Origin of the sequence: Lutimaribacter degradans, assembly GCF_023703375.1 — a bacterium.
GTDB classification, from domain to species: domain Bacteria; phylum Pseudomonadota; class Alphaproteobacteria; order Rhodobacterales; family Rhodobacteraceae; genus Lutimaribacter; species Lutimaribacter degradans.
This window is the reverse complement of record NZ_JAMQGO010000007.1, coordinates 162084-181258: the sequence shown is the minus strand read 5'-3', so window position 1 is coordinate 181258 and position 19175 is coordinate 162084. Positions and strand designations below refer to the sequence as shown.

18 protein-coding genes, 1 tRNA gene and 1 pseudogene are annotated in these 19175 nt (G+C 59.9%); 11 read left to right on the top strand and 9 right to left on the bottom strand.

Features of this window, described 5'->3' with window-relative positions; all coding sequences use genetic code 11:
- The coding region (locus tag M8744_RS12140) for an adenosylhomocysteinase (RefSeq protein ID WP_251417124.1) at positions 1–144 on the bottom strand (144 nt) is incomplete at its 3' end.
- Positions 145–277: 133 nt separating this feature from the next.
- Between M8744_RS12140 and M8744_RS12135 the strand changes: the two genes are divergently transcribed.
- The 3 genes from M8744_RS12135 to M8744_RS12125 all read left to right on the top strand — a co-directional run bounded on the left by M8744_RS12135 (position 278) and on the right by M8744_RS12125 (position 1681).
- Complete coding sequence (locus M8744_RS12135) at positions 278–871, top strand: HD family hydrolase (protein WP_251417069.1); 594 nt, start codon at positions 278–280, stop codon at positions 869–871.
- Positions 872–976: 105 nt separating this feature from the next.
- Positions 977–1052, top strand: a tRNA-Thr gene (locus M8744_RS12130).
- A gap of 374 nt (positions 1053–1426) precedes the next feature.
- Complete coding sequence (locus M8744_RS12125) at positions 1427–1681, top strand: hypothetical protein (protein ID WP_251417062.1); 255 nt, start codon at positions 1427–1429, stop codon at positions 1679–1681.
- A gap of 328 nt (positions 1682–2009) precedes the next feature.
- On the opposite strand, the gene M8744_RS12120 is transcribed toward M8744_RS12125, so the two are convergent.
- Positions 2010–2420, bottom strand: coding sequence for a hypothetical protein (locus tag M8744_RS12120; RefSeq protein WP_251417057.1), 411 nt, complete (start codon positions 2418–2420; stop codon positions 2010–2012).
- A 54-nt stretch (positions 2421–2474) separates the two neighbouring features.
- Complete coding sequence (locus tag M8744_RS12115) at positions 2475–3608, bottom strand: S-(hydroxymethyl)glutathione dehydrogenase/class III alcohol dehydrogenase (RefSeq protein ID WP_251417051.1); 1134 nt, start codon at positions 3606–3608, stop codon at positions 2475–2477.
- 90 nt (positions 3609–3698) lie between these two features.
- On the opposite strand from M8744_RS12115, the gene M8744_RS12110 reads away from it, so the two are divergent.
- The 3 genes from M8744_RS12110 to M8744_RS12100 all read left to right on the top strand — a co-directional run bounded on the left by M8744_RS12110 (position 3699) and on the right by M8744_RS12100 (position 6614).
- Complete coding sequence (locus M8744_RS12110; RefSeq protein WP_251417045.1) at positions 3699–4457, top strand: IclR family transcriptional regulator; 759 nt, start codon at positions 3699–3701, stop codon at positions 4455–4457.
- Between the two features lie 84 nt (positions 4458–4541).
- Positions 4542–5942, top strand: a complete 1401-nt coding sequence (locus tag M8744_RS12105; protein ID WP_251417041.1) for a selenium-binding protein SBP56-related protein — start codon at positions 4542–4544, stop codon at positions 5940–5942.
- Positions 5943–6614 (top strand): hypothetical protein, encoded by a 672-nt coding sequence (locus M8744_RS12100; protein ID WP_251417037.1) that lies wholly within the window; start codon positions 5943–5945, stop codon positions 6612–6614.
- 556 nt (positions 6615–7170) lie between these two features.
- Here the strand turns inward: M8744_RS12100 and M8744_RS12095 are convergent.
- Complete coding sequence (locus M8744_RS12095) at positions 7171–7596, bottom strand: hypothetical protein (RefSeq protein WP_251417032.1); 426 nt, start codon at positions 7594–7596, stop codon at positions 7171–7173.
- Positions 7597–7791: 195 nt separating this feature from the next.
- Here M8744_RS12095 and M8744_RS17865 point away from each other — a divergent pair.
- Both M8744_RS17865 and M8744_RS12090 read left to right on the top strand, forming a co-directional pair.
- Positions 7792–7998: pseudogene (locus tag M8744_RS17865) on the top strand (hypothetical protein); the annotation flags it as partial.
- Positions 7999–8074: 76 nt separating this feature from the next.
- Positions 8075–8968, top strand: coding sequence for an ATP-binding domain-containing protein (locus M8744_RS12090; protein ID WP_251417131.1), 894 nt, complete (start codon positions 8075–8077; stop codon positions 8966–8968).
- A gap of 132 nt (positions 8969–9100) precedes the next feature.
- Here the strand turns inward: M8744_RS12090 and M8744_RS12085 are convergent, their stop codons facing one another.
- From M8744_RS12085 to M8744_RS12065, 5 genes are read right to left on the bottom strand one after another with little or no spacing between them, the layout of a single operon-like run.
- Positions 9101–10762, bottom strand: coding sequence for an amidohydrolase (locus tag M8744_RS12085; protein WP_251417028.1), 1662 nt, complete (start codon positions 10760–10762; stop codon positions 9101–9103).
- Between the two features lie 52 nt (positions 10763–10814).
- Positions 10815–11843 (bottom strand): extracellular solute-binding protein, encoded by a 1029-nt coding sequence (locus M8744_RS12080; RefSeq protein WP_251417025.1) that lies wholly within the window; start codon positions 11841–11843, stop codon positions 10815–10817.
- Positions 11844–11870: 27 nt separating this feature from the next.
- Positions 11871–12671 carry an ABC transporter permease gene (locus tag M8744_RS12075; protein WP_251417019.1) on the bottom strand — a complete coding sequence of 267 codons (801 nt, stop codon included), beginning with the start codon at positions 12669–12671 and terminating at the stop codon, positions 11871–11873.
- On the bottom strand, positions 12664–13566 hold the full coding sequence (locus tag M8744_RS12070; protein WP_251417013.1) for an ABC transporter permease: 903 nt from the start codon (positions 13564–13566) through the stop codon (positions 12664–12666). The genes M8744_RS12075 and M8744_RS12070 overlap by 8 nt, the downstream gene beginning before the upstream one ends.
- Positions 13567–13570: 4 nt before the next feature.
- Positions 13571–14644: an ABC transporter ATP-binding protein gene (locus M8744_RS12065; RefSeq protein ID WP_251417009.1), complete on the bottom strand. Its 1074-nt coding sequence runs from the start codon at positions 14642–14644 to the stop codon at positions 13571–13573.
- 221 nt (positions 14645–14865) lie between these two features.
- Between M8744_RS12065 and M8744_RS12060 the strand changes: the two genes are divergently transcribed.
- The 3 genes from M8744_RS12060 to M8744_RS12050 are packed head-to-tail and all read left to right on the top strand — an operon-like array spanning position 14866 to position 19172.
- Positions 14866–15597: an ABC transporter ATP-binding protein gene (locus M8744_RS12060; protein ID WP_251417003.1), complete on the top strand. Its 732-nt coding sequence runs from the start codon at positions 14866–14868 to the stop codon at positions 15595–15597.
- A gap of 26 nt (positions 15598–15623) precedes the next feature.
- Positions 15624–17960 carry an ABC transporter permease gene (locus M8744_RS12055; RefSeq protein WP_251416982.1) on the top strand — a complete coding sequence of 779 codons (2337 nt, stop codon included), beginning with the start codon at positions 15624–15626 and terminating at the stop codon, positions 17958–17960.
- A gap of 3 nt (positions 17961–17963) precedes the next feature.
- Positions 17964–19172, top strand: coding sequence for an efflux RND transporter periplasmic adaptor subunit (locus tag M8744_RS12050; protein ID WP_251416978.1), 1209 nt, complete (start codon positions 17964–17966; stop codon positions 19170–19172).
- The last annotated feature ends 3 nt before the right edge of the window (positions 19173–19175 follow it).

Below are 19175 nucleotides of genomic sequence, written 5' to 3'. Positions count from 1 at the left end.
GATCCGCGCACCCTTGAGTGGCTGTTCCGCCCCGTATTCCTCGCGCAGCGCCATGAGGCCCGGCATCTCCGTTTCAGCGATGTCCAGTTCCTTGCGGCCGAATTCTGCCAGGTTGATGTCTTTGACGACGTAATCTTGGGTCACGTTTAAAGCTCCATTTCTATTTGGTGTTGCAGGTACCATGGTGGATGCGGCAGGGCAACGTTGCGCAGTTTACAGGCGATGATACGGGGGCTAGTCAGACGGCAATGCCCGCCAAACAGGACGATAGTGCAAGATGAAGCCCCCCCGCGCATGGCAACGGATGCTTTCGGGTCGCAGGTTGGATCTGCTGGACCCGACGCCGATGGATGTCGAGATCGAGGATATCGCCCACGGCCTGGCCTTTGTCGCGCGGTGGAATGGGCAGACATACGGCGATTACGCCTATTCCGTGGCCGAACATTCGCTGCTGGTCGAAACCCTGTTTGGGCGCCTTGTACCATCCGCCACGCCCGCGCAGAGGCTGACCGCGCTGCTGCACGATGCACCCGAATACGTGATCGGTGACATGATCAGCCCCGTGAAATCTGCCGTTGGACCGGGATATGAGGAACTGGACAAACGCCTGTCAGCGGCGATCCACATCCGCTTTGGGCTGCCTGCCGTGCCGCCGCCGGCGTTGAAAAGACAGGTCAAGAAGGCCGATCGCATAAGCGCTTGGATGGAGGCCACCCAGATCGCCGGTTTTGCCGAGGCCGAGGCAACCAGGTTCTTTGGGCGCCCTGCGCCGGATCTGATCGAGGGGCTGGCCATCCACTTGCGTCCACCCGTCGAAGTGCGGGCCGAGTTCACGGCGCGCCACGCCGATCTGCTGGAGCAGATTCGATGACTCCACCACTTGGCCGCCGGCTTGGTCACCATACCTATTCAGGTGCTCTGATCCGTGATCTTTGCGCTTGAACGGCGCTCACCTTGCCGATAAAAGCCGCGCGTGGCCGCTGTAGCTCAGCTGGTAGAGCACGTCATTCGTAATGATGGGGTCGGGGGTTCGAGTCCCTTCAGCGGCACCATAAAATTCTTATATAACATTGAAATAATTGAATTTTATGAGAATATTTATTTTTGTATCCCCCCTAAATACCCCCCTTGATGCTCTGCTGCCCCCTAAAAGGTTTGCGTACAATAGAAATTGATTGTCCGGGCCTGTTCTTTTTTGCAATCTCCATGGGTTGTGGGGAGGCAGCGCAATACAACTAGGGGCAAATCCATGAAAAAAGCCTGAATTCTTGCCGCCATCGTGGGCTCCACTCTGTCGGCCTGTGCCGAAAACTCTCAGAACGTGCAGTCCACCTAGGTTTCGCCTCTAAACTATCAGTCATTCTCATGCTCTCAAATTGAACAAGAGGCGCGACGGGTTGCTGCGCGCACATCACAGGTCGCAAGTGTGCAGGACCAAAATGCGCAAGGCGATGCTATTGCAACCGGGGTTGCATTGGTTCTGTTCTGGCCCGCAGCCTTTTTTGTTGGTGGCGATAAGGAAAATGCTGCAGAGCGTTCGCGTCTGAAAGGCGAAATGGAAGCGTCAGAACAAGCTTCGATCCAAAAAACTGTGGGATTGTGTTCCGATCAAACACACCAGCGGAATCGTAAAGCCATAAGCTTCACGGCAGACAAATGGACTTCGCGTTTCGCTGCATGAGGCAGACCATCTTGCGAAGTTCCATAGCATGCAAGCTTCGTCCGCCATGCTTCCAGTTGGGATGCGCTGCCCCGGCCTTAGCGCCACCGCCGGCGCCGTGCATCCGGCAGACGTTCCAGCCGCAAACGGCTGGGGCTTGGCATGGCTTGCCGCTGCGTTTTGATTTCGCGCTGTATCTGGGGGCGTCGTGTTCGCTTTGAATGGGGTAAGCGTCCCTTTTCTTCACGGCCCCGTCCCCCGTCCACATTTCCAACAATGGCCTGGCCACCATCTTCAACCGTGACCCGTTCAACGCGCACCACCTGTCTCCCTTTCGAGCGATAGCGCTTTAACGTGTCCATCTGCGCGCCAGTTTGTTCAGCGCCTTTTCTGCTACGTCCTGTTGCGCGATGTTTTCGACATGGTTCAGACGCCGGGCCAGCATCATCGTCGCTTGATGGGTCGCGGCCATCTGGGTCAGCAACAAGGCTTCGGCTGCGTCGTTCGGTTCCATCGCATCCACAAAGCCCAACGCAAAATTCGTTGCCCGTGCGTCGATTCGCTTGCCATGTGAACCCAGCATTGCAGCTTGTGAGAGAAGACCCTCCGAAACGGTCGTGTTGCCCGACGCCTTCAGGATACGCTCCCATTCGCCGCTTATTTCGATATCGAGTGTGCCCGACTCGGTCCAGTCGAGCGCCGCGCTGGGCGGGTTGCGTTCGGCCGTCTGTGCGGCCCAGATTTTTGCATTGTGAGTCACAATCCCACGCCAACATGTTTACTCCGTCAACGGAGGATAACGACACGGATGGCGTCAGAACTCCACAACAGCCCTGATTGATTTGCCTTCATGCATGAGATCGAAGCCTTCGTTGATCTGATCGAGGCTCAGCTTGTGGGTGATCATCGGGTCGATCTCGATCTTGCCGTTCATGTACCAATCGACAAATTTAGGCACATCGCTGCGGCCCTTGGCGCCGCCAAAGGCGGTGCCCTTCCAGACTCGGCCCGTGACAAGCTGGAACGGGCGGGTGGAAATCTCAGCCCCCGCCGGGGCCACGCCGATGATGACCGAAACGCCCCAGCCGCGATGCGAGCATTCCAGCGCGTCGCGCATGACCTGCACGTTGCCGGTCGCATCGAAGGAATAATCGACCCCGCCGAATGGGTCCTGATCGGTCTTGGTCAGTTCGATGATTTTTTCGGTAACGGACTGGCCGTCAAGTTCCCTTGGGTTCACGAAATCGGTCATGCCGAACTTGCGCGCCATCGTGGCCTTGTCGGAATTGAGATCCACGCCGATGATCTTGTCGGCGCCGGCCAAACGCAGGCCCTGAATCACGTTGAGGCCGATACCGCCGAGGCCGAAGACCGCCGCCGTGGCGCCGATCTCGACACCGGCGGTGTTGATGACCGCGCCGATCCCGGTCGTCACCCCGCAGCCAATATAGCAGATCTTGTCGAAGGGCGCGTCATCGCGCACCTTTGCCAGCGCGATTTCCGGCATCACGGTATGATTGGCGAAGGTCGAGCAGCCCATGTAGTGATAGATGGGCGTGCCATCGAGCATCGAAAACCGCGTGGTCCCATCGGGCATCAGGCCCTGACCTTGCGTCCCGCGGATCGCAGTGCACAGGTTTGTCTTGCCCGAGCGGCAGGCGTGACATTCGCGGCATTCCGGTGTGTAAAGCGGGATCACGTGATCGCCGGGCTTGAGCGTGGTCACGCCCTCGCCGACCTCCAGCACCACCCCCGCACCCTCGTGGCCAAGGATCGACGGGAAAAGCCCCTCGGGATCGCCGCCCGAACGGGTGAACTCGTCGGTATGGCAAAGCCCCGTGGCCTTGACCTCGACAAGAACCTCGCCCGCTTTCGGCCCGTCGAGGTTCACCTCCATGATCTCAAGCGGTTGTCCGGCCTTCAGGGCCACGGCAGCACGTGTACGCATGTCTTTGATCCTTCCGAATTTGATTGCCTTATGAACAAATTGTATCACAATTTGAGAACAAGTCTCTTTTTATGAAATGATTCGGTCAACATGCATCTGGACCGCCTGATCGCTATCCTGGAAATCGTCGCCGTCGCAGGGCGGCCCGTTACGACTGCGGAAATCCAGAAGGCGACCGGGCTGCCCAAGCCGACCTGCTACAGGCTGATCCAGACGCTTCAGGATCAAGGCCTAGTCGAGGCGCCATCGGGCGACGGGCGCGTCGTGATCGGAGAGCGGCTGATCCGGATCGCCCTTCTGGGGAAATCCGACGTAGATGTGCGCAGGGCGGCGGCACCACTGCTCAAGTCGGCAGCAATCCAGTTCAACGAAACCGTCTTTCTGGCCCGGTTTCGCAACGGCCAGGTCGAGATCATACATGTCGAAACGCCCGATGATCCGGGACGCGCCTTCGTTCACCCCGGGCTGGGGGTGCGGCCGATGCATGCCTGTTCGTGTTCCAAGGCCATCGCGGCCTTTACCGAACCGGAATTCCAGGAGTCGATCATCAGCGGCAGCCTCAAGGCCTATACCGAACACACCAAGACGACCGATACCGAGTTGCGGGCGGACTTTGCCCGCATTGCCGAGCGCGGCTTCGCCGATTGCGATCAGGAGATCGACCTCGGAATCGCCAGCGTGGCTGCGCCGGTATCCATCGGCAATATCGGCGCGACATTCAGCGTGGGGGCCGTTGGGCCGATCAGAAGATTTGGAAACGCTTACCGCGAAGAGATTGGATTTCAACTTATCGACCTGGCCGACCGCGTCAGCGGGGCCATTCAGCTGTGCAACGTGGCCGAGGTTTGAGGAGGCCTGACCCACGTCACCAATAAGAAAGGAAAAAACCAAGACGGCCCATTGCGGGTTTGAACATTCCAGGGAGGAAAAAACATGACCTTAAGACCGGATCCGACGTTTCACGCCACGGCGCAGCTTGCCATGCAGGCACCTGTCGAAAACTATGGCTTCACGGTGATGCTTAGCCCCGACGGCGCACAACCCGACGGGATCGCCGTTGTAGATCTTGATCCAAAATCGGACAGTTACGGCACCATCGTCAACACACTTGTGATGCCCTACAAAGGCGACGAATTTCATCACTTCGGCTGGAACGCCTGTTCCTCGTCGTTGTCACCTTTGTCTGGCCATGCCTTTCTTGAGCGGCGCTATCTGATTGTGCCGGGCATCCGTTCGTCGCGCATCTATGTCATCGACGTGAAAGATCCGATGGACGCCAAGATCCACAAGATCATCGAACCCGAAGAGGTCTTTGCCAAGACCGGTTATTCGCGGCCTCATACAATCCATTGCGGCCCCGAGGGCATCTATGTCTCGACACTTGGCGGCGGCGGAGAGGATGGCACGGACGGGCCTCCCGGCATATTCATCATGGATTGCGAGACATTCGAGGTCATCGGGCGCTACGAGATGGACCGGGGAAAACAGGACAAGCACTACGATTTCTGGTGGAATCTGCCGCAAGACTACATGGTCAGCTCCGAATGGGGCCTGCCGCCGCAATACGAGAACGGCATCGTGGCTGAGGATTTGCTGTCCAACAAATATGGCCATTCGATCCATTTCTGGGACCTGCGTAAACGTAAGAACATCCAGACCATTGATTTCGGCGAGAACTACCAGATGGCGTTGGAAATCCGTCCTGCCCATGATCCCAAGAAGTCCTACGGCTTTTGTGGCGTCGTGGTGGACACAACCAACCTGCAAGGGGCGATCTTCACATGGTGGCGCGGCGATGACGGCACGTGGCAGTCCAAAAAGACCATCACCATCGACCCGCGCCCGGAAAAACCCGAGAACCTGCCACCGCTTTTGCAGGGCTTCGAGGCGGTGCCGCCTCTGGTCACCGATATCGACCTCAGCCTTGACGACAAGTACCTCTACGTTGCCTGCTGGGGCTTGGGCGAGATGCACCAGTATGACGTGACCGACCCGATGAACCCGGTGCTTGCCGGCAAAGTCGAACTTGGCGGTATCGGGCGCGGCACGAAGCACCCGGGCGGCGGCGATTTCGCCTTCGGTCCGCAGATGGTCGAGATCAGCCGTGACGGCAAAAGGGTCTACTGGACCAACTCGCTCTACTCCACCTGGGACGACCAGTTCTATCCCGGTCAGGAGGGCGGCCAGATGGTCATGGCCCATGTCGGCGAAAACGGCGGGCTGACGCTCGACAAGGATTTCTACGTCGACTTCCCCAAGGGCTACCGCGCGCACCAGATCCGGCTTGAAGGCGGTGACTGCTCGACCGACAGCTTCTGCTATCCCAACGTCTGAATGGAACTCGACGCAAGCACGATGACGGTCCTCTGGGGGGCCGTCATCCTTTCAGGGCTGTATCATGGCGTCAATCCCGGCATGGGTTGGCCGCTGGCGGTATCGGCTGGACTCATGGAAGGTCGGCACAGCGCCATGGCAAAGGCCATCGGCGCGCTGGCGATCGGGCATCTGCTGGCCATGCTGGCCATCCTGTTGCCATTCTCGATGATGACCGCGCTGGTAACCTGGCAGACGGAAATACGTGCGGGCGCCGGTGCACTGGTTTTCGCCATGGGGGTCTACCTGCTGATCAATCGCAGGCACCCCAGGTTCCTGTCACGGGTTCACCCCACCAAGCTGGTGCTGTGGTCATTCCTGGCTGCGATGGCGCACGGAGCCGGGTTGATGCTGGTACCCATCTATCTTGGGATTTGCGGCATCGATGCAGGCGACGGCGGCCACGACGCCGCGCGGCAACTGATGGGGCAGAACATCGCCTCGGCGTTCATCGTCGCCCTGGTGCACACGATCGCCATGACCGTCGCCGGTGGAGCAATCGCCGTGGCGATATACTTCTATTTTGGACTTAAGTTCCTGTCGCGGACGTGGTTCAACCTTGACGTGGTTTGGGCACTGAGCCTGATCCTTGTGGGATTGTTCGGGATTTACACAGCAGTCCAAGGTCATTGATTGCGCAAGCACATGGTTGCAGAGGCTGTTTGATTGAATTGCCGATACGAGATTGTCGTGCCACGATTTCACAGGTCTGCAAACCGTCCTTTATAGGGGGGCGTCGACAAGGTTAGGTATCATTGACGATCTGATGCTCTGGGGCTGACTGCCGTCATCTGATAGTTTCCGTCAGGACCGGGTCGGCCCGGCTGAGCGGAAGCTATGCGCAGGGATCTGACCTTGCAAGACTGCAAACTATGGTCGCCCTTCACGACACACCCGGCCCTTACTTGCCGTTCACTTCATGGCCGAGCGCTGCGGCGCAGCTTCGCCAGACCCGGCCATTCGTCGATCGCGCAGCATTTCGGCAAATCGAAGGTCCGCAGCGCGGCACGAAGCGCTCTTTCGCTGCAGCCGCTCCAATGGCTGCTGTTGGTCAGCGGATCAATGTGCCTTGGCGGCCATAGGAGCTACTATTGTAGTTTACGACTAATATCCTCGGAGGTTTGGGCGCAGAAAGCCCCCAACGGCGCTAGGACGCTCAACTCTGCAGGCTGCCAAAGATGGACGTAAGTTAGCTATTTGATGCGCTATCCAAGTGTTTCTTGATCGCGCTTCTGCAAGTGTCTCGTACCAATTTCGCCTCTGTTAGAACTAACTCAATTGGTTCGCCTGTTCCCATCAGCGCATTCAGGCGTTCCGATGAGCCGCTAACTACTTTGTTAATTTCTTCACCAAGCTTTGCAGCAATATCAGGGTCTTGACCAATTATGTGTCCAATCCAACGCGTGAGTGCTGATAGCTTAGCGGTCGTGTCGGAAACGGCGTTATGGTACTCTTGCACATTCTTAGAGCTGAAGTTCAGGACGCCAACTGATATGCGAAAAGAAGCTTCATAGAACTCTTTCGTGGGGGCTGCGGATGAACGGCGTATCATTCGTTCTGCCTTCTCAATAGCCGCATCGAACTCCTCCAACGCTGCCTCAAGTGGCGTTAACATAGTAATACGGTTCTGGACTGCGGGTTTCGGTAAATCCCGGACAAGCATTTCAGTAATTCCCGGACACGTGTTTCGGTAAATCCCGGACAGGGATTTCGCTAATTCCCGGACAGTTCCGGGAGGGCTTGGGGCCGGTTGGTCCTCGCCTGCACCGTCGCGGCATTCTGCCGGTCTTGAACAAGGCCGGGAGGGACCATGCCGAGACGGAAGCAAGCGAGGCGCACGACCGTGCAAGACATACGAACGATACTGCGACTGACGCATGAACAGGGGCTTTCGGCGCGTGAGGTTAGATACACCAACGAAATTGGCGTCGATGTCGTCTTTCGCATCCGCAAAGGGACAGAGCGCGAGGCAGAATACAATTGGCTTCTTAGGCAATCAAATGGCCCCTTTGGAGCCGCACTGCTTCTTTCAACTCCGGCAGCAGACTCCACGCGGTTGCCTTTGGGATTGGGGGAAGAGTTGCCTCAGGCTCTTGAGCTACTGTTCAAACCGGGTCATCGCAGTGGCTCACATTGTCGCCGAGCGGGCTCACATACCAATCCTCATCGGGGTCGCCACAGATGATCCGCAAGCAGTTCATCGTGTTGAGGGACTTTTCCATGATTTGATTGCGAAGGCCAAAGTTGAAGACTGGCGCATCACTGGTGATCGCAATTCGGTGGAGCGGGTAGCAAAGTTGGCTTTAGAAGCGACCGAAGGCGGCAAGAACCAAGTCCTCAGTGGCCCGTGGTTCAGTTCTCATGGAATGAATAAAACGCGACAGCAGAGAGTAGCTCGTCAAACACCGGGCGCTGTGGTCGTTGAAGCGGTCGACCTTTCCGATTTTATTGATTTCGCTGATACCTTTGTTTTCAAATCGACGAATGCACGCAGTCAATTGATCGACTTCGCGGCAACCATAATGACAGGAGTTAGTGCGTCAGACTTGAAGAGCCGGTTAAGCAAGGTCGAAAGTGGTCGAGCACGCACAGACCCGTCGGAAATGGAACTCGCCGCGATTGCCTTTGGAGAGGATCCAGCACCGCGCACGGCGAACCGGTTTCTCGTTGAGATAAATAAGCTTAGCGGTGTTCGCCCTCACCGGCCTGCAATCCTTTCAGCTTGCCTGCGTGCTTTGGATTCATGCTCGGATGCAGAAGAGTTCCACGAGATTTCGGTCTCGGTAAGAGAGCAACAGCGTGTTGTGGGTCGTGAGATCAAGGGGCGAGCCGTTGGATGCACTTTACTGTTGAAAGGACTTGAGGCCGATGTGGTTGTGCTCCTCGATACCGATGAGTTTGGGCCGAATGACCTTTATGTGGCACTCACAAGAGGAGCTAGAAAGATCGTTGTATGTTCGTGTTCAAGTGTGATCACATTCACATAGGTTGGTTTGCCGCCGAAGGCATCAGCGGCAAACCCGCGTTCATGAGTTCTTCAAGGCCCGTTCCCAGTCCCTCAACGCTGCGAACAGGAGGTTTGAAGTTTCTCCTTTTAGGTGCACCACTTTTCCTTGATCTTATGCCTCGTAGGTCACGCGCCCGCCCGCGATTGTTGTTTGTGCGCGGGCCTGGTCAAGCGTGTCGGGGTCCATTGTCTGTAAATCGTGGCTCATCACGACCACGTCGGCCATCATCCCGGGGGACAACCGGCCTTTTCGATCCTCGTTGAATTCGACCCAGGCATTATCGGTGGTGTAGGATTTCAACGTATCCAGAAGGCTTTGACTTTGGTCGCGCCAAGGGGCGGGCATCTTGATTGGTGCCACAGCGGCCTTGACGTTGGGCATCACGTCCACCGGGATCACCGGCCAATCGGTTGAAAAGATCACGGGCGCACCGCTGTCGCGTAGGTCTTGCCAAGCATAGGCGGTGGGAATCTGGTGGTCATGCAGCATCTTGCCGACGCCTTCGGGTGGAAAGATGCCGCCAAAGGGTGCGTGCCCGGGCTGGATCGAGGCGACGACGCCCAGTTCGGCAAAGCGGGGAAGGTCGTCGGGATGCAACACCTCGATATGCTCTACCCGGTGGCGGCTGTCGCGGCGGCCATTGGCGCGTAGCGCGGCCTCGTAGGCATCCAGCGTCCAGCGAATGCCCTTGTCGCCGATGGCGTGCACGGCGATTTGCAGGCCCATCGCGTCGGCCTTGATCGCGGCCGCTTCGAAATGGTCGTAGTCGAACACCGCGTCGCCCACCGTATCCAGCCCCGGATAGGGCTCCAGCATCAGCGCGGTCGAGCTTTCTACAACACCGTCGATGAACATCTTGACCCGGTTACACCACACCCAATCGCCATTGTAGCGGGCGCGCATTTCCTCGGCCTCGGCAAAGCGGTCCAGGCTGTCATGACTTTTGAAATGAAACGGCACTTCGACGCGCGCCAGCAGGTCGCCGTCTGCCTCAAGCTCGGTCAGAAGCTCCAGGTTGTAGAAATTGCCGTCCATGTTGTGCAGCCCCGTGATCCCGTGGCTGGCGCAATGTTTCAGACCACGGGCAATCGCGGCCTTGTCCAATGCCCGTTCGGCGGGTGTTGCGGGCGGCACCGGGTCGGCGCCGGTAACAAGGCCCAGCATGTCGCGCCCGCCATGCTTGGTCAGCTTCAGCACCGGGGCATAGGCGCCCGGTTCACGCAATTCACCCGTGGCGGTGCCATCGGCGGCCATCACGATCTCGGCGCCCATTTCCACCTGCCCGCCATGCAGCAGGCCGGCCATCTCCAACGCGGGAGTATTGGCCCAGACTGTGTGGTGATCGGGTGCGAACATTGCAAAGGGACGGTCGGGCAGCACTTTGTCCAGCGCCTGGCGCGTGGTGTGCTGGCCGGGGCCAAGGATCGTGTAATCCGCCTGCACCGCGAAAACCAGCCGGTCATCAGTGTTTTGAGCGGCCCATTCGCGCACTTTCGCGGTCAGTTGGTCCAAGCCTTGCACGCCGTAAAGATCGAGGCAGGCAAGTTCGACCGAGCCGCCGAAAAGGTGCACATGGCTGTCGATGAAACCGGGCATGACGGTGGCACCGCCCGCATCGATCACCCGCGTGCCCGGCCCGGCGAGCCCGCGAATTTCATCTGTCTGGCCCACGGCGGCGATCGAGCCGCCGGAAATCGCAAGCGCACTGGCGGTGGGGTGTGCGTCGTCAAAAGTGATCAGACGGCCGTTCAGGATAACGATTTCGGGGGTCATGCTCTGCCTCTTGGGGGAAAGGGGCGGGCCATGATGGCCCGCCCTGCCGTGCTTATTTCTGCAACTCGGTCCAGATTGCAGTGTAGATCTTCTGCGCCTCGGGCGGGCAGGTTTTCGAAAGGACGCCTGCGGCCTTGAGCTCGTCACTGGGGTTGATCTCGGGGGCCGAGCTCAGATCCTCGGTCATGAATTCGGCCGAACCCGCGATTCCGTTGGCATACTTGGCAAAATTCGACAGCATCGCCGCGTTTTCGGGTGCCATGATGAAGTTCAGGAACAACTTGGCGTTTTCCACGTTCTGGGCGTCAGCCAAGATCGCGGCATTGTCCATCCAGACCGGATAGCCGGTCTTCGGGAGGCCAAAGGCGATGTCTTCGTTCTGCAAGCGCGAGCGCATCGACGCACCGTTCCAGTTCAGGCCGGCCGCCAGGTCGCCCTTGGCAAACTTCTCGATATTGCCGTAATCCATCGACAGCCAATCCTTCTTGGCCTCGACCAGCATATCGCGCACTTCCTTGAGCACTTCGCGATCCATGCTGCACTGCTCTCCGCCCTTGTAGTAGATGGCGGTGGACATGACATCCATCATCTCGGGAATGATGTTGATCTTGCCCTTAAGCTCTTCGGGCGGTTCGAACAGCAGGGCGGCGGTGTGGATGTCGCCCTCATAAACGCTGGTGTTCACGGTGACGCCCACGGTGCCCCATTGCCATGGCACGGTGTAATTCCGGCCAGGGTCGAAATCCACGTCGACCCAGACCGGGTCCATGTGCTTGAAGTTCTCCATTTCGTTGGGCTTTGATTCCATCAGCAGCCCTTCGGACACGAAGATCGGCACATAAGTGCCCGACGGTACGACGATGTCGAAGCCGTGGCCGCCTGCCTTGATCTTGGCCAGCGCGGTGTCGTTGCTGTCATAGTCGGTGATCGTGACATCGACATCGTATTCCTGTTCGAATTTCTCGATCATCTCGGGGCTGGTGTAGTTGCCCCAGTTGTAGATGTTCAGGCTGCCTTCGGCCTGGGCCGCACCGGCCACGGCCATCGCGGCCAGAACAGTAAATGATCTTGTCAGTTTCATATTGAACCCTCCTGTTGGTTCTGTCGGTTATTTCTTGGTTCGGCTGAGAAAGAAGAACCCCATCACCATCACGACCGATATGGCCAGAAGCGCCGTTGAAATGGCGTTGACCTCGGGGGTGACGACTCGGCGTAGCTGCCCCAGCATGTAGGTGGGCAGTGTATCCTGCCCGGCGGATTTCACGAACTCTGTAATCACCACGTCATCCAGCGAGATGACAAAGGCCAGCATCGCACCGGCCAGGATGCCGGGCCACAGTTGCGGTAGCGTCACGCGCCGAAAGACCCGCCACGGCGTGCCGTAAAGATCCATCGCCGCGTGTTCCAGGCTCAGGTCCATGCCCTGCAAACGGGCGCGGATGGGCATGTAGGCAAAAGGCAGGCAAAATGCCGAGTGTGCAATGATCAGGTAGAACAACCCGGTATAGCCGGTCGCGACCTTGATCATGGCGAAAAAGATCAACAGCGCCACGGCGGTCACGATTTCAGGCACCATCAACGGTTGGTTGATCATCGCGAATATAAGCGTGTAGCCGCGGAATGAGCCTTGCCGCGTCGTGGCCAGCGCTGCCAGAACCGCACAGGTGGTGGCGATCAGGGTGGCCCAGAACGCGATGACCAGCGACCGGACCGTGGCAGCTTGTACCTGGTCATTATCCCAGGCGCTGACATACCAGCGCCAGCTGAACCCTTCCCAGATCGCAACCGACGTGCCGGCGTTGAAAGAATAGACCACCAGCAGGACGATCGGCAGATATAGGATCACGAAACAGGCCATCGCGATGGTGGCAAAGCCGGTCTGACGGCGAATGTCGAAGCCCTTAGCCATGTCGCACCTCTTCGTTTCCGGCGGCGCGAACGTATAGGATCAGCGCGACCATCACGATTGCCAGCAAGGTCAGCGAAAGCGCCGCGCCCAAGGGCCAGTTGCGCCCCGCCCCGAACTGCAATTCGATAAGGTTGCCCAGCATCAGTTGCTTGCCGCCGCCCAGGACGCGCGGCGTGACATAGGCACCGAGGCTAGGTACGAACACCAGGATCGACCCCGCGATCACACCGGGTTTCGCCAATGGGAAAATCACCTTGCGCAGCACCCGCCAGCGGCTGGCGTAAAGGTCGTACCCCGCCTCGACCAACGTGAAATCGAACCGCTCCAGCGAGGCGTATATCGGCAACACCATCAGCGGCAGATACACGTAGGCCATGCCCAGCAGAATCGCGAATTCAGTGAACAGCATCTGTATGGGTTCGTCGATGATCCCCAGCGCCAGAAGAACGCTGTTTATCGCACCCTCGGCGCGGATCAACTCCATGATTGCAAAGGTGCGGATCAGAAGGTTCGTCCAGAACGGGATGATGATCAGCAGCATCCAGATGTCGCGCTTGTCCTTCGGGCGCGTGGCGATGAAATAGGCGGTGGGAAAGCCGAAGACGAATGTCAGAAACGCGGTCAGAAGCGATAGCTTTATCGACCGCCAGAAAATCGACAGATGTGCATCGGCAAGGGTGACTTCCTCGGTAAAGAAATCCTGTTCGAACACGACGTTGAACCAGGCGTCGGTTGAAAACTCCCACAGAATTCCGCCGTAATCGCCCGGTGTCAGGAAAGAATAGACCAGCACGATCAAGAGCGGGCCCGAGGCGGCAAAGATCAAGACCGCCAGCGCCGGCGCAAGCAACAGCCAGCGCGAGCGTGCGGTGCGGGTGGCTGCGGCGTCGCTCATGGCCTCAGTCCCTCAGAACCTGGCCGACGCCGGGAGCCAGCGTAACGGTGACAGCATCGCCCACCGACCAGCCCTGTGCCGTGCCGGGTTGGTTCTGCTGACGCAGCACGAAGCGCGCCCCGCCATCCAGGTCGACGTGAAAATGCGTATCTGTGCCGAAATAGACCACATTGGCCAGCGTGCCGGGCAGGGCCGCACCATCGCCCCCCGACAGGCTGGCATGTTCGGGCCGCACCGCCAGGGTCACGGGGCCGGGGGCCACACCGTCGCGCGGTGCGCGCACCTCCGTCTCGACGCCCGAGGGCAGGCGTATCCGGGCGGTTTCACCCTCGGTTGCCAGCAACTCGACCTCCAGGAAATTCGTGTCACCGATGAAATCGGCGACGAAGCGTTCGGCCGGGTGGTCGTAGATGTCGCGCGGCCCACCGATCTGGCGAATATCGCCGGCATTCATTACCGCGATCCGGTCGGACATGGTCAGGGCCTCTTCCTGGTCGTGGGTGACGAAAACGAACGTGATCCCGGTTTCCGATTGCAGGCGCTTCAGCTCAAGTTGCATGTCCTTTCGCAGCTTGAAATCCAGCGCTGACAGCGGCTCGTCCAGCAACAAGACCTTGGGCCGTGGTGCCAGCGCGCGGGCCAGCGCCACGCGCTGCTGCTGCCCGCCCGAGATTTCGCTGGTCTTGCGGTCTGCCATCGGTGTCATCCGCACCAGTTCCAGCATCTGGTCGACCGTCGCCTTGATCTCGGCGCTTGGCTTGTCGAGCATTTCAAGACCGAAAGCGATGTTCTGCGCCACGGTCATATGCGGAAACAGGGCATAAGACTGGAACACCGTGTTCACCGGGCGGCGATAGGGTGGCAGTTTTACCAGGTCCTGGCCTTCCAGCTTCACCGCGCCATGCGTGGGATCAATGAAACCCGCGATCACCCGCAACAACGTGGTCTTGCCGCAGCCCGACGGGCCCAAAAGCGTGAAAAATTCGTTCTCGCGGATGGTCACCGATACATCGTCAAGCGCCGTGAATGGCGCACCGCGACCAGTGAAAATCTTCGAGACATTCGCGATTTCGATCATGAAGTCGGTCCCCTGTTCATAATTTGATCAAAACTTATCGCTCATCTAAAATCAATTTCTTTGTCACATCGCGGCGCGAACTCGGGCGACCGGGGGTGAAAACATGGGCATGGCCCTAGGCGGCGGGCCTCGTGTCGCGCATGATCGAGCCATGTTTGATGCGGGTCAAAGCGCGGCCCTTGTCGGTTGACACACTAGGTGACGCAGCGCGAGGCAAGGAAATGATGCAAGTAGCACCTGATGCAGACCGCCCGGTGTTTCGCACGCGGGGCCTGACCAAGGTTTATGGCGGCGGCGACATGGCCGAGGTGCGCGCGCTGGATGGCGTTGACCTGGATTTACCCGAGGGTGAGATGGTCGTGCTGTTGGGCCCTTCGGGCAGCGGAAAGTCAACGCTGCTGAATATCATCGGCGGTCTGGATCATGCCACCAGCGGCCAGGCGTGGTTTCGCGATGCCGAGCTGACCGCGATGACAGACCGGCAATTGACGCGCTATCGCCGCGATCACGTGGGATTTGTTTTCCAGTTCTACAATCTGGTGGCTAGCCTGACCGCACGCGAGAACGTGGCGCTGGTGACGGATGTGGCCGAGAACCCGATGGACCCGGACGAGGCATTGGGCCTTGTCGGTTTGTCTGGGCGGATGGACCATTTCCCGGCGCAGATGTCGGGCGGCGAACAGCAGCGCGTGGCCATTGCCCGCGCTATCGCCAAGCGCCCCGGTGTTCTGCTGTGTGACGAGCCCACCGGCGCCTTGGACAGCAAGACCGGCACTGCCGTTCTGGCCGCGCTGGAAGAGGTGAACAACCGCTTTGGAACAACCACGCTGGTGATCACGCATAATGCGGGCATCCGCAAGATGGCGCATCGGGTGATTCGTTTTCACGATGGCCGCGTGGCCGAGATTATCGAAAACGAAACGCGCCTGCCCGCCTCCGAGATCGTCTGGTGATGTTGCACGCGTTGGACAGAAAGCTGGTGCGCGATCTTTGGCGGCTCAAGGCGCAGGTTCTGGCCATCGCGCTGGTGCTGGGCTGTGGCGTGGCGATTTTCCTGACGAGCCTTGGCATGGTGCGCGCGTTGGAGGCGACGCTGGAAGATTATTACAGCCGCCAGCATTTCGCGCAGGTATTCGCCAGTGCCCGGCGCGCGCCCATGTCGGTTCTGCGCGACGTGGCCGCCATTGACGGTGTGCGGGCGGCCGAGGCGCGGGTCACCGGCTGGGTGGTGCTCGATCTGCAGCGCCGGGCGGCACCCGCGTCGGGGCGGGTTCTGTCACTGCCCGCGGATGGTGGGGTGTTGAACCGCCCGGTTCTGGTCGATGGGCGCCTGCCGAGTCCGGACGCCAATACCGAGGTTGCGGTGACCGACCGTTTCGCCCGCGCCAACGGGTTCCGCCCCGGTGACCGTTTTGCCGCCATCGTTGACGGGACGCGGCAGCAATGGACGATAACTGGCACGCTGCGCAGCCCCGAATTCATCTATACGCTTCCACCCGGCGGGTTGATGCCCGATGACGAGGGGTTTGGCATCATCTGGATGCCCGAACGGGCCGCCGCGGCGAGTTTCGGAATGAAAGGCGCGTTCAACGATATTTCGCTGGCCCTGCGCCGCGACGCCAACACGCAAAGGGTAATCGACAGGTTAGATGCCCTGCTGGATGAATGGGGCGGCACCGGCGCCCACGATCGCGAAACCCAGGTCAGCCATTCCTTCATCCAGGCCGAGCTGGACCAGCTGCGCAGCATGTCTGCCGTGCTGCCGCCGATTTTTTTCGGCATCGCCGCCTTCCTGGTGAACATGGTGCTGGGCCGTATCGTGTCTTTGGAGCGGGCGGAGATCGGGTTGCTCAAGGCTCTGGGGTATCGTGATTGGGAAATCGCCCTGCACTATCTGATGATGGCCGCGTTGGTGGCCGCCTTGGGCATCGGCATCGGCTGGTCTGCCGGGGCTTGGTTGTCCGAGGGCATGTCCCAGCTTTATGCTCGCTTTTTCGATTTTCCATGGCTCGTGCGACCGCACGATCTTGATGTCTATGCGCTGGCCGGCCTGATCGGTCTGGCATCTGCCGCACTGGGCGCATTGCGCGCGGCCTGGTCGGCGGCGCGGCTGGCCCCTGCCGTGGCGATGGCCCCGCCCGCGCCGCCCAGGTTCCGCAAGGGCCGGCTGGATGCGCTGGCCCACGCCCTGCGCCTTCCGCAGACCGCGATGATGGTGCTGCGCGGGGTGCTGCGCTGGCCGGTGCGGGCCGGGTTCACGACCTTGGGCCTTTCGCTGGGTGTCGCGATTCTCGTGGCATCGAATTTCATGCTGTCCTCGTTGGACGAGGTCGTGGATATCGCGTTTTTCCAATCGAACCGTCAACATGCCAGCCTGATCCTTGCGCAAGAGGCAGGATTGGAGGCCGTGACCGCCGCGCGGCACTTGCCCGGTGTGATGGCGGTCGAGCCGCAGTTCGACCTGCCGGTAACGCTGCATAACGGCGCGCGTTCAAAGAAGCTGGCGATCACCGCGCGTCTGCCCGGCGGCGATCTGGCCCGCACGCTGGATATCGACGGCGCGCCCGTGCCCCTGCCCGAACAGGGGATACTGCTGTCGGAACAATTGGCCCGGCAGTTGGGTCTTGGCGTGGGCGATGTGGTGCGTGTCGAGTTATCGGGAATACGCGATGGCACCTTCTCGGTGCCGATCGCGGCGATAACGAAGCAGTATATCGGTCTGGGTGCCTACATGCAGCTTGATGCCCTGGCCGCCCACTTGCGCGAGGCCCCGCGCGTCACCGCCCTTAACCTGTGGATCGACATGGGCCAGCTGCCTGAACTTCAGGCGCGACTGAAGGAAATGCCGATGTTGTCGACCGTTGTCATGCTGACCGATATGCGCGACAGCTTTCAGCAAACGATCAGTGAAAACGTCCGTATCACCACGGTTCTGTTCATCACCATTTCGGTGCTGATCACCGTTGGCGTGGCCTATAATGGTGCGCGGATCCAATTGTCTGAACGCGCGCGCGAACTCGCCAGCCTTCGCATCCTGGGCTTTACCCAGGCCGAGGTATCGTCAATTCTGATGGGGGAGACCGCGCTGCTGGCGTTGGTAGCACAGCCGCTGGGCTGGGCCATTGGAGCGTGGATTTCCTGGGCGATGATGACCGGGTTCGACAGTGACCTGTATCGCATTCCGCTTGTCCTGACGCCGGCCAGCTTCGCCAAGGCCAGCCTTGTCACCCTAGCGGCCGTCGCCGCGTCGGCGCTACTGGTGCGGCGCAGGCTGGACCGCGCCGATCTTGTTGCCGTTCTGAAAACACGAGAGTGAGCGATGCACAGACAAACCCGCCTGATCCTGATTGTCCTGCTTGCTGCAGCCATCGTCGGCGCGCTGCTTTGGGCGGCGTTACGCCCGGTGCCCGTCACGGCCGAATTGGCCACTGTCGCGCGGGGGCCGATGCGCGTGACCGTGGATGTCGATGGCACCACCCGTATCCGCGAGGTTTACGAGGTCGCATCGCCCATCGCCGGAACCGCCGAGCGCGCACCCGTGCGGGTGGGTGATCGCGTGATCGCGGGTGAAACCGTTGTTGCCGTGGTTGAACCGATCGCGCCCAGCCTGCTGGATGCGCGCAGCCGCAGCCAGGCGCAGGCAGCCATATCCGAGGCACAGGCGGCGTTGGCCGTGGCCGATAGCCAGCTTTTGCAAGCCGAGGAAGAACTGAATTATGCCCAAAGCCAATACAACCGCGTGCAAGAGCTGGTTGAGCGAGGGGTTGCCTCGATCGTGCGGCTTGAGGATGCGGCGCAAGCGCTGAACGTGCGCCGTGCCGCCCGCGATGCCGCGCAATCGGCCCGCGACATGGCACGAGGCACGCTGGAACGTGCGCAGGCCGCGTTGATCGGGCCGGGCGAGCGCAGTGATGACAGCGAATGTTGCGTGCGGATCGCCGCGCCGGCCGATGGCGTGGTTTTGTCAGTTGATCGCATCAGCGAACGCCCGGTGTTTGCCGGGCAGACGTTATTGTCTATCGGCGATCCGACCGACCTGGAAATCGTCGCCGACCCGCTGTCGCGCGACGCGGTGCGTATACCCGAAAATGCACGTGCTATCGTTGATCGCTGGGGCGGTGACACCGCGCTTGAGGCCCGATTGCGCCAGATCGAGCCTTCGGCGCGCACAGAGGTATCGGCCCTCGGGATCGAGGAACAGCGCGTCGAGGCGATATTCGACATCACCGACCCCGCCGATACGCGCCCGGGCCTGGGCAATGGCTATGCCGTGCGGCTGGCAATCGTCGTGTGGGAGGCGGATGACGCCCTGCTGGTTCCTCTGGGCGCATTGTTTCGCGACGGCGATGATTGGGCGGCCTTCGCGGTGCATGACGGTATCGCGCGGCAGGTGAAGGTCACCTTGGGCCAGCATAACGACCGCGTGGCGCAGGTGCTGGGCGGATTGGCCGAGGGCGACCGGGTGATCGTGCACCCTGGCGACTCGGTGATCGAAGGGGTGCAGATCAGCCCGGCGCAGCCGGAATAGGCC

Excerpts from the sequence above, each read along its gene's own strand:
- M8744_RS12135 (WP_251417069.1), top strand. The coding sequence starts at position 278 with ATGAAGCCCCCCCGCGCATGGCAACGGATGCTTTCGGGTCGCAGGTTG.
- M8744_RS12115 (WP_251417051.1), bottom strand. The coding sequence starts at position 3,608 with ATGCGTACACGTGCTGCCGTGGCCCTGAAGGCCGGACAACCGCTTGAG.
- M8744_RS12110 (WP_251417045.1), top strand. The coding sequence starts at position 3,699 with ATGCATCTGGACCGCCTGATCGCTATCCTGGAAATCGTCGCCGTCGCA.
- M8744_RS12105 (WP_251417041.1), top strand. The coding sequence starts at position 4,542 with ATGACCTTAAGACCGGATCCGACGTTTCACGCCACGGCGCAGCTTGCC.
- M8744_RS12100 (WP_251417037.1), top strand. The coding sequence starts at position 5,943 with ATGGAACTCGACGCAAGCACGATGACGGTCCTCTGGGGGGCCGTCATC.
- M8744_RS12095 (WP_251417032.1), bottom strand. The coding sequence starts at position 7,596 with ATGTTAACGCCACTTGAGGCAGCGTTGGAGGAGTTCGATGCGGCTATT.
- M8744_RS12085 (WP_251417028.1), bottom strand. The coding sequence starts at position 10,762 with ATGACCCCCGAAATCGTTATCCTGAACGGCCGTCTGATCACTTTTGAC.
- M8744_RS12080 (WP_251417025.1), bottom strand. The coding sequence starts at position 11,843 with ATGAAACTGACAAGATCATTTACTGTTCTGGCCGCGATGGCCGTGGCC.
- M8744_RS12075 (WP_251417019.1), bottom strand. The coding sequence starts at position 12,671 with ATGGCTAAGGGCTTCGACATTCGCCGTCAGACCGGCTTTGCCACCATC.
- M8744_RS12070 (WP_251417013.1), bottom strand. The coding sequence starts at position 13,566 with ATGAGCGACGCCGCAGCCACCCGCACCGCACGCTCGCGCTGGCTGTTG.
- M8744_RS12065 (WP_251417009.1), bottom strand. The coding sequence starts at position 14,644 with ATGATCGAAATCGCGAATGTCTCGAAGATTTTCACTGGTCGCGGTGCG.
- M8744_RS12060 (WP_251417003.1), top strand. The coding sequence starts at position 14,866 with ATGATGCAAGTAGCACCTGATGCAGACCGCCCGGTGTTTCGCACGCGG.
- M8744_RS12050 (WP_251416978.1), top strand. The coding sequence starts at position 17,964 with ATGCACAGACAAACCCGCCTGATCCTGATTGTCCTGCTTGCTGCAGCC.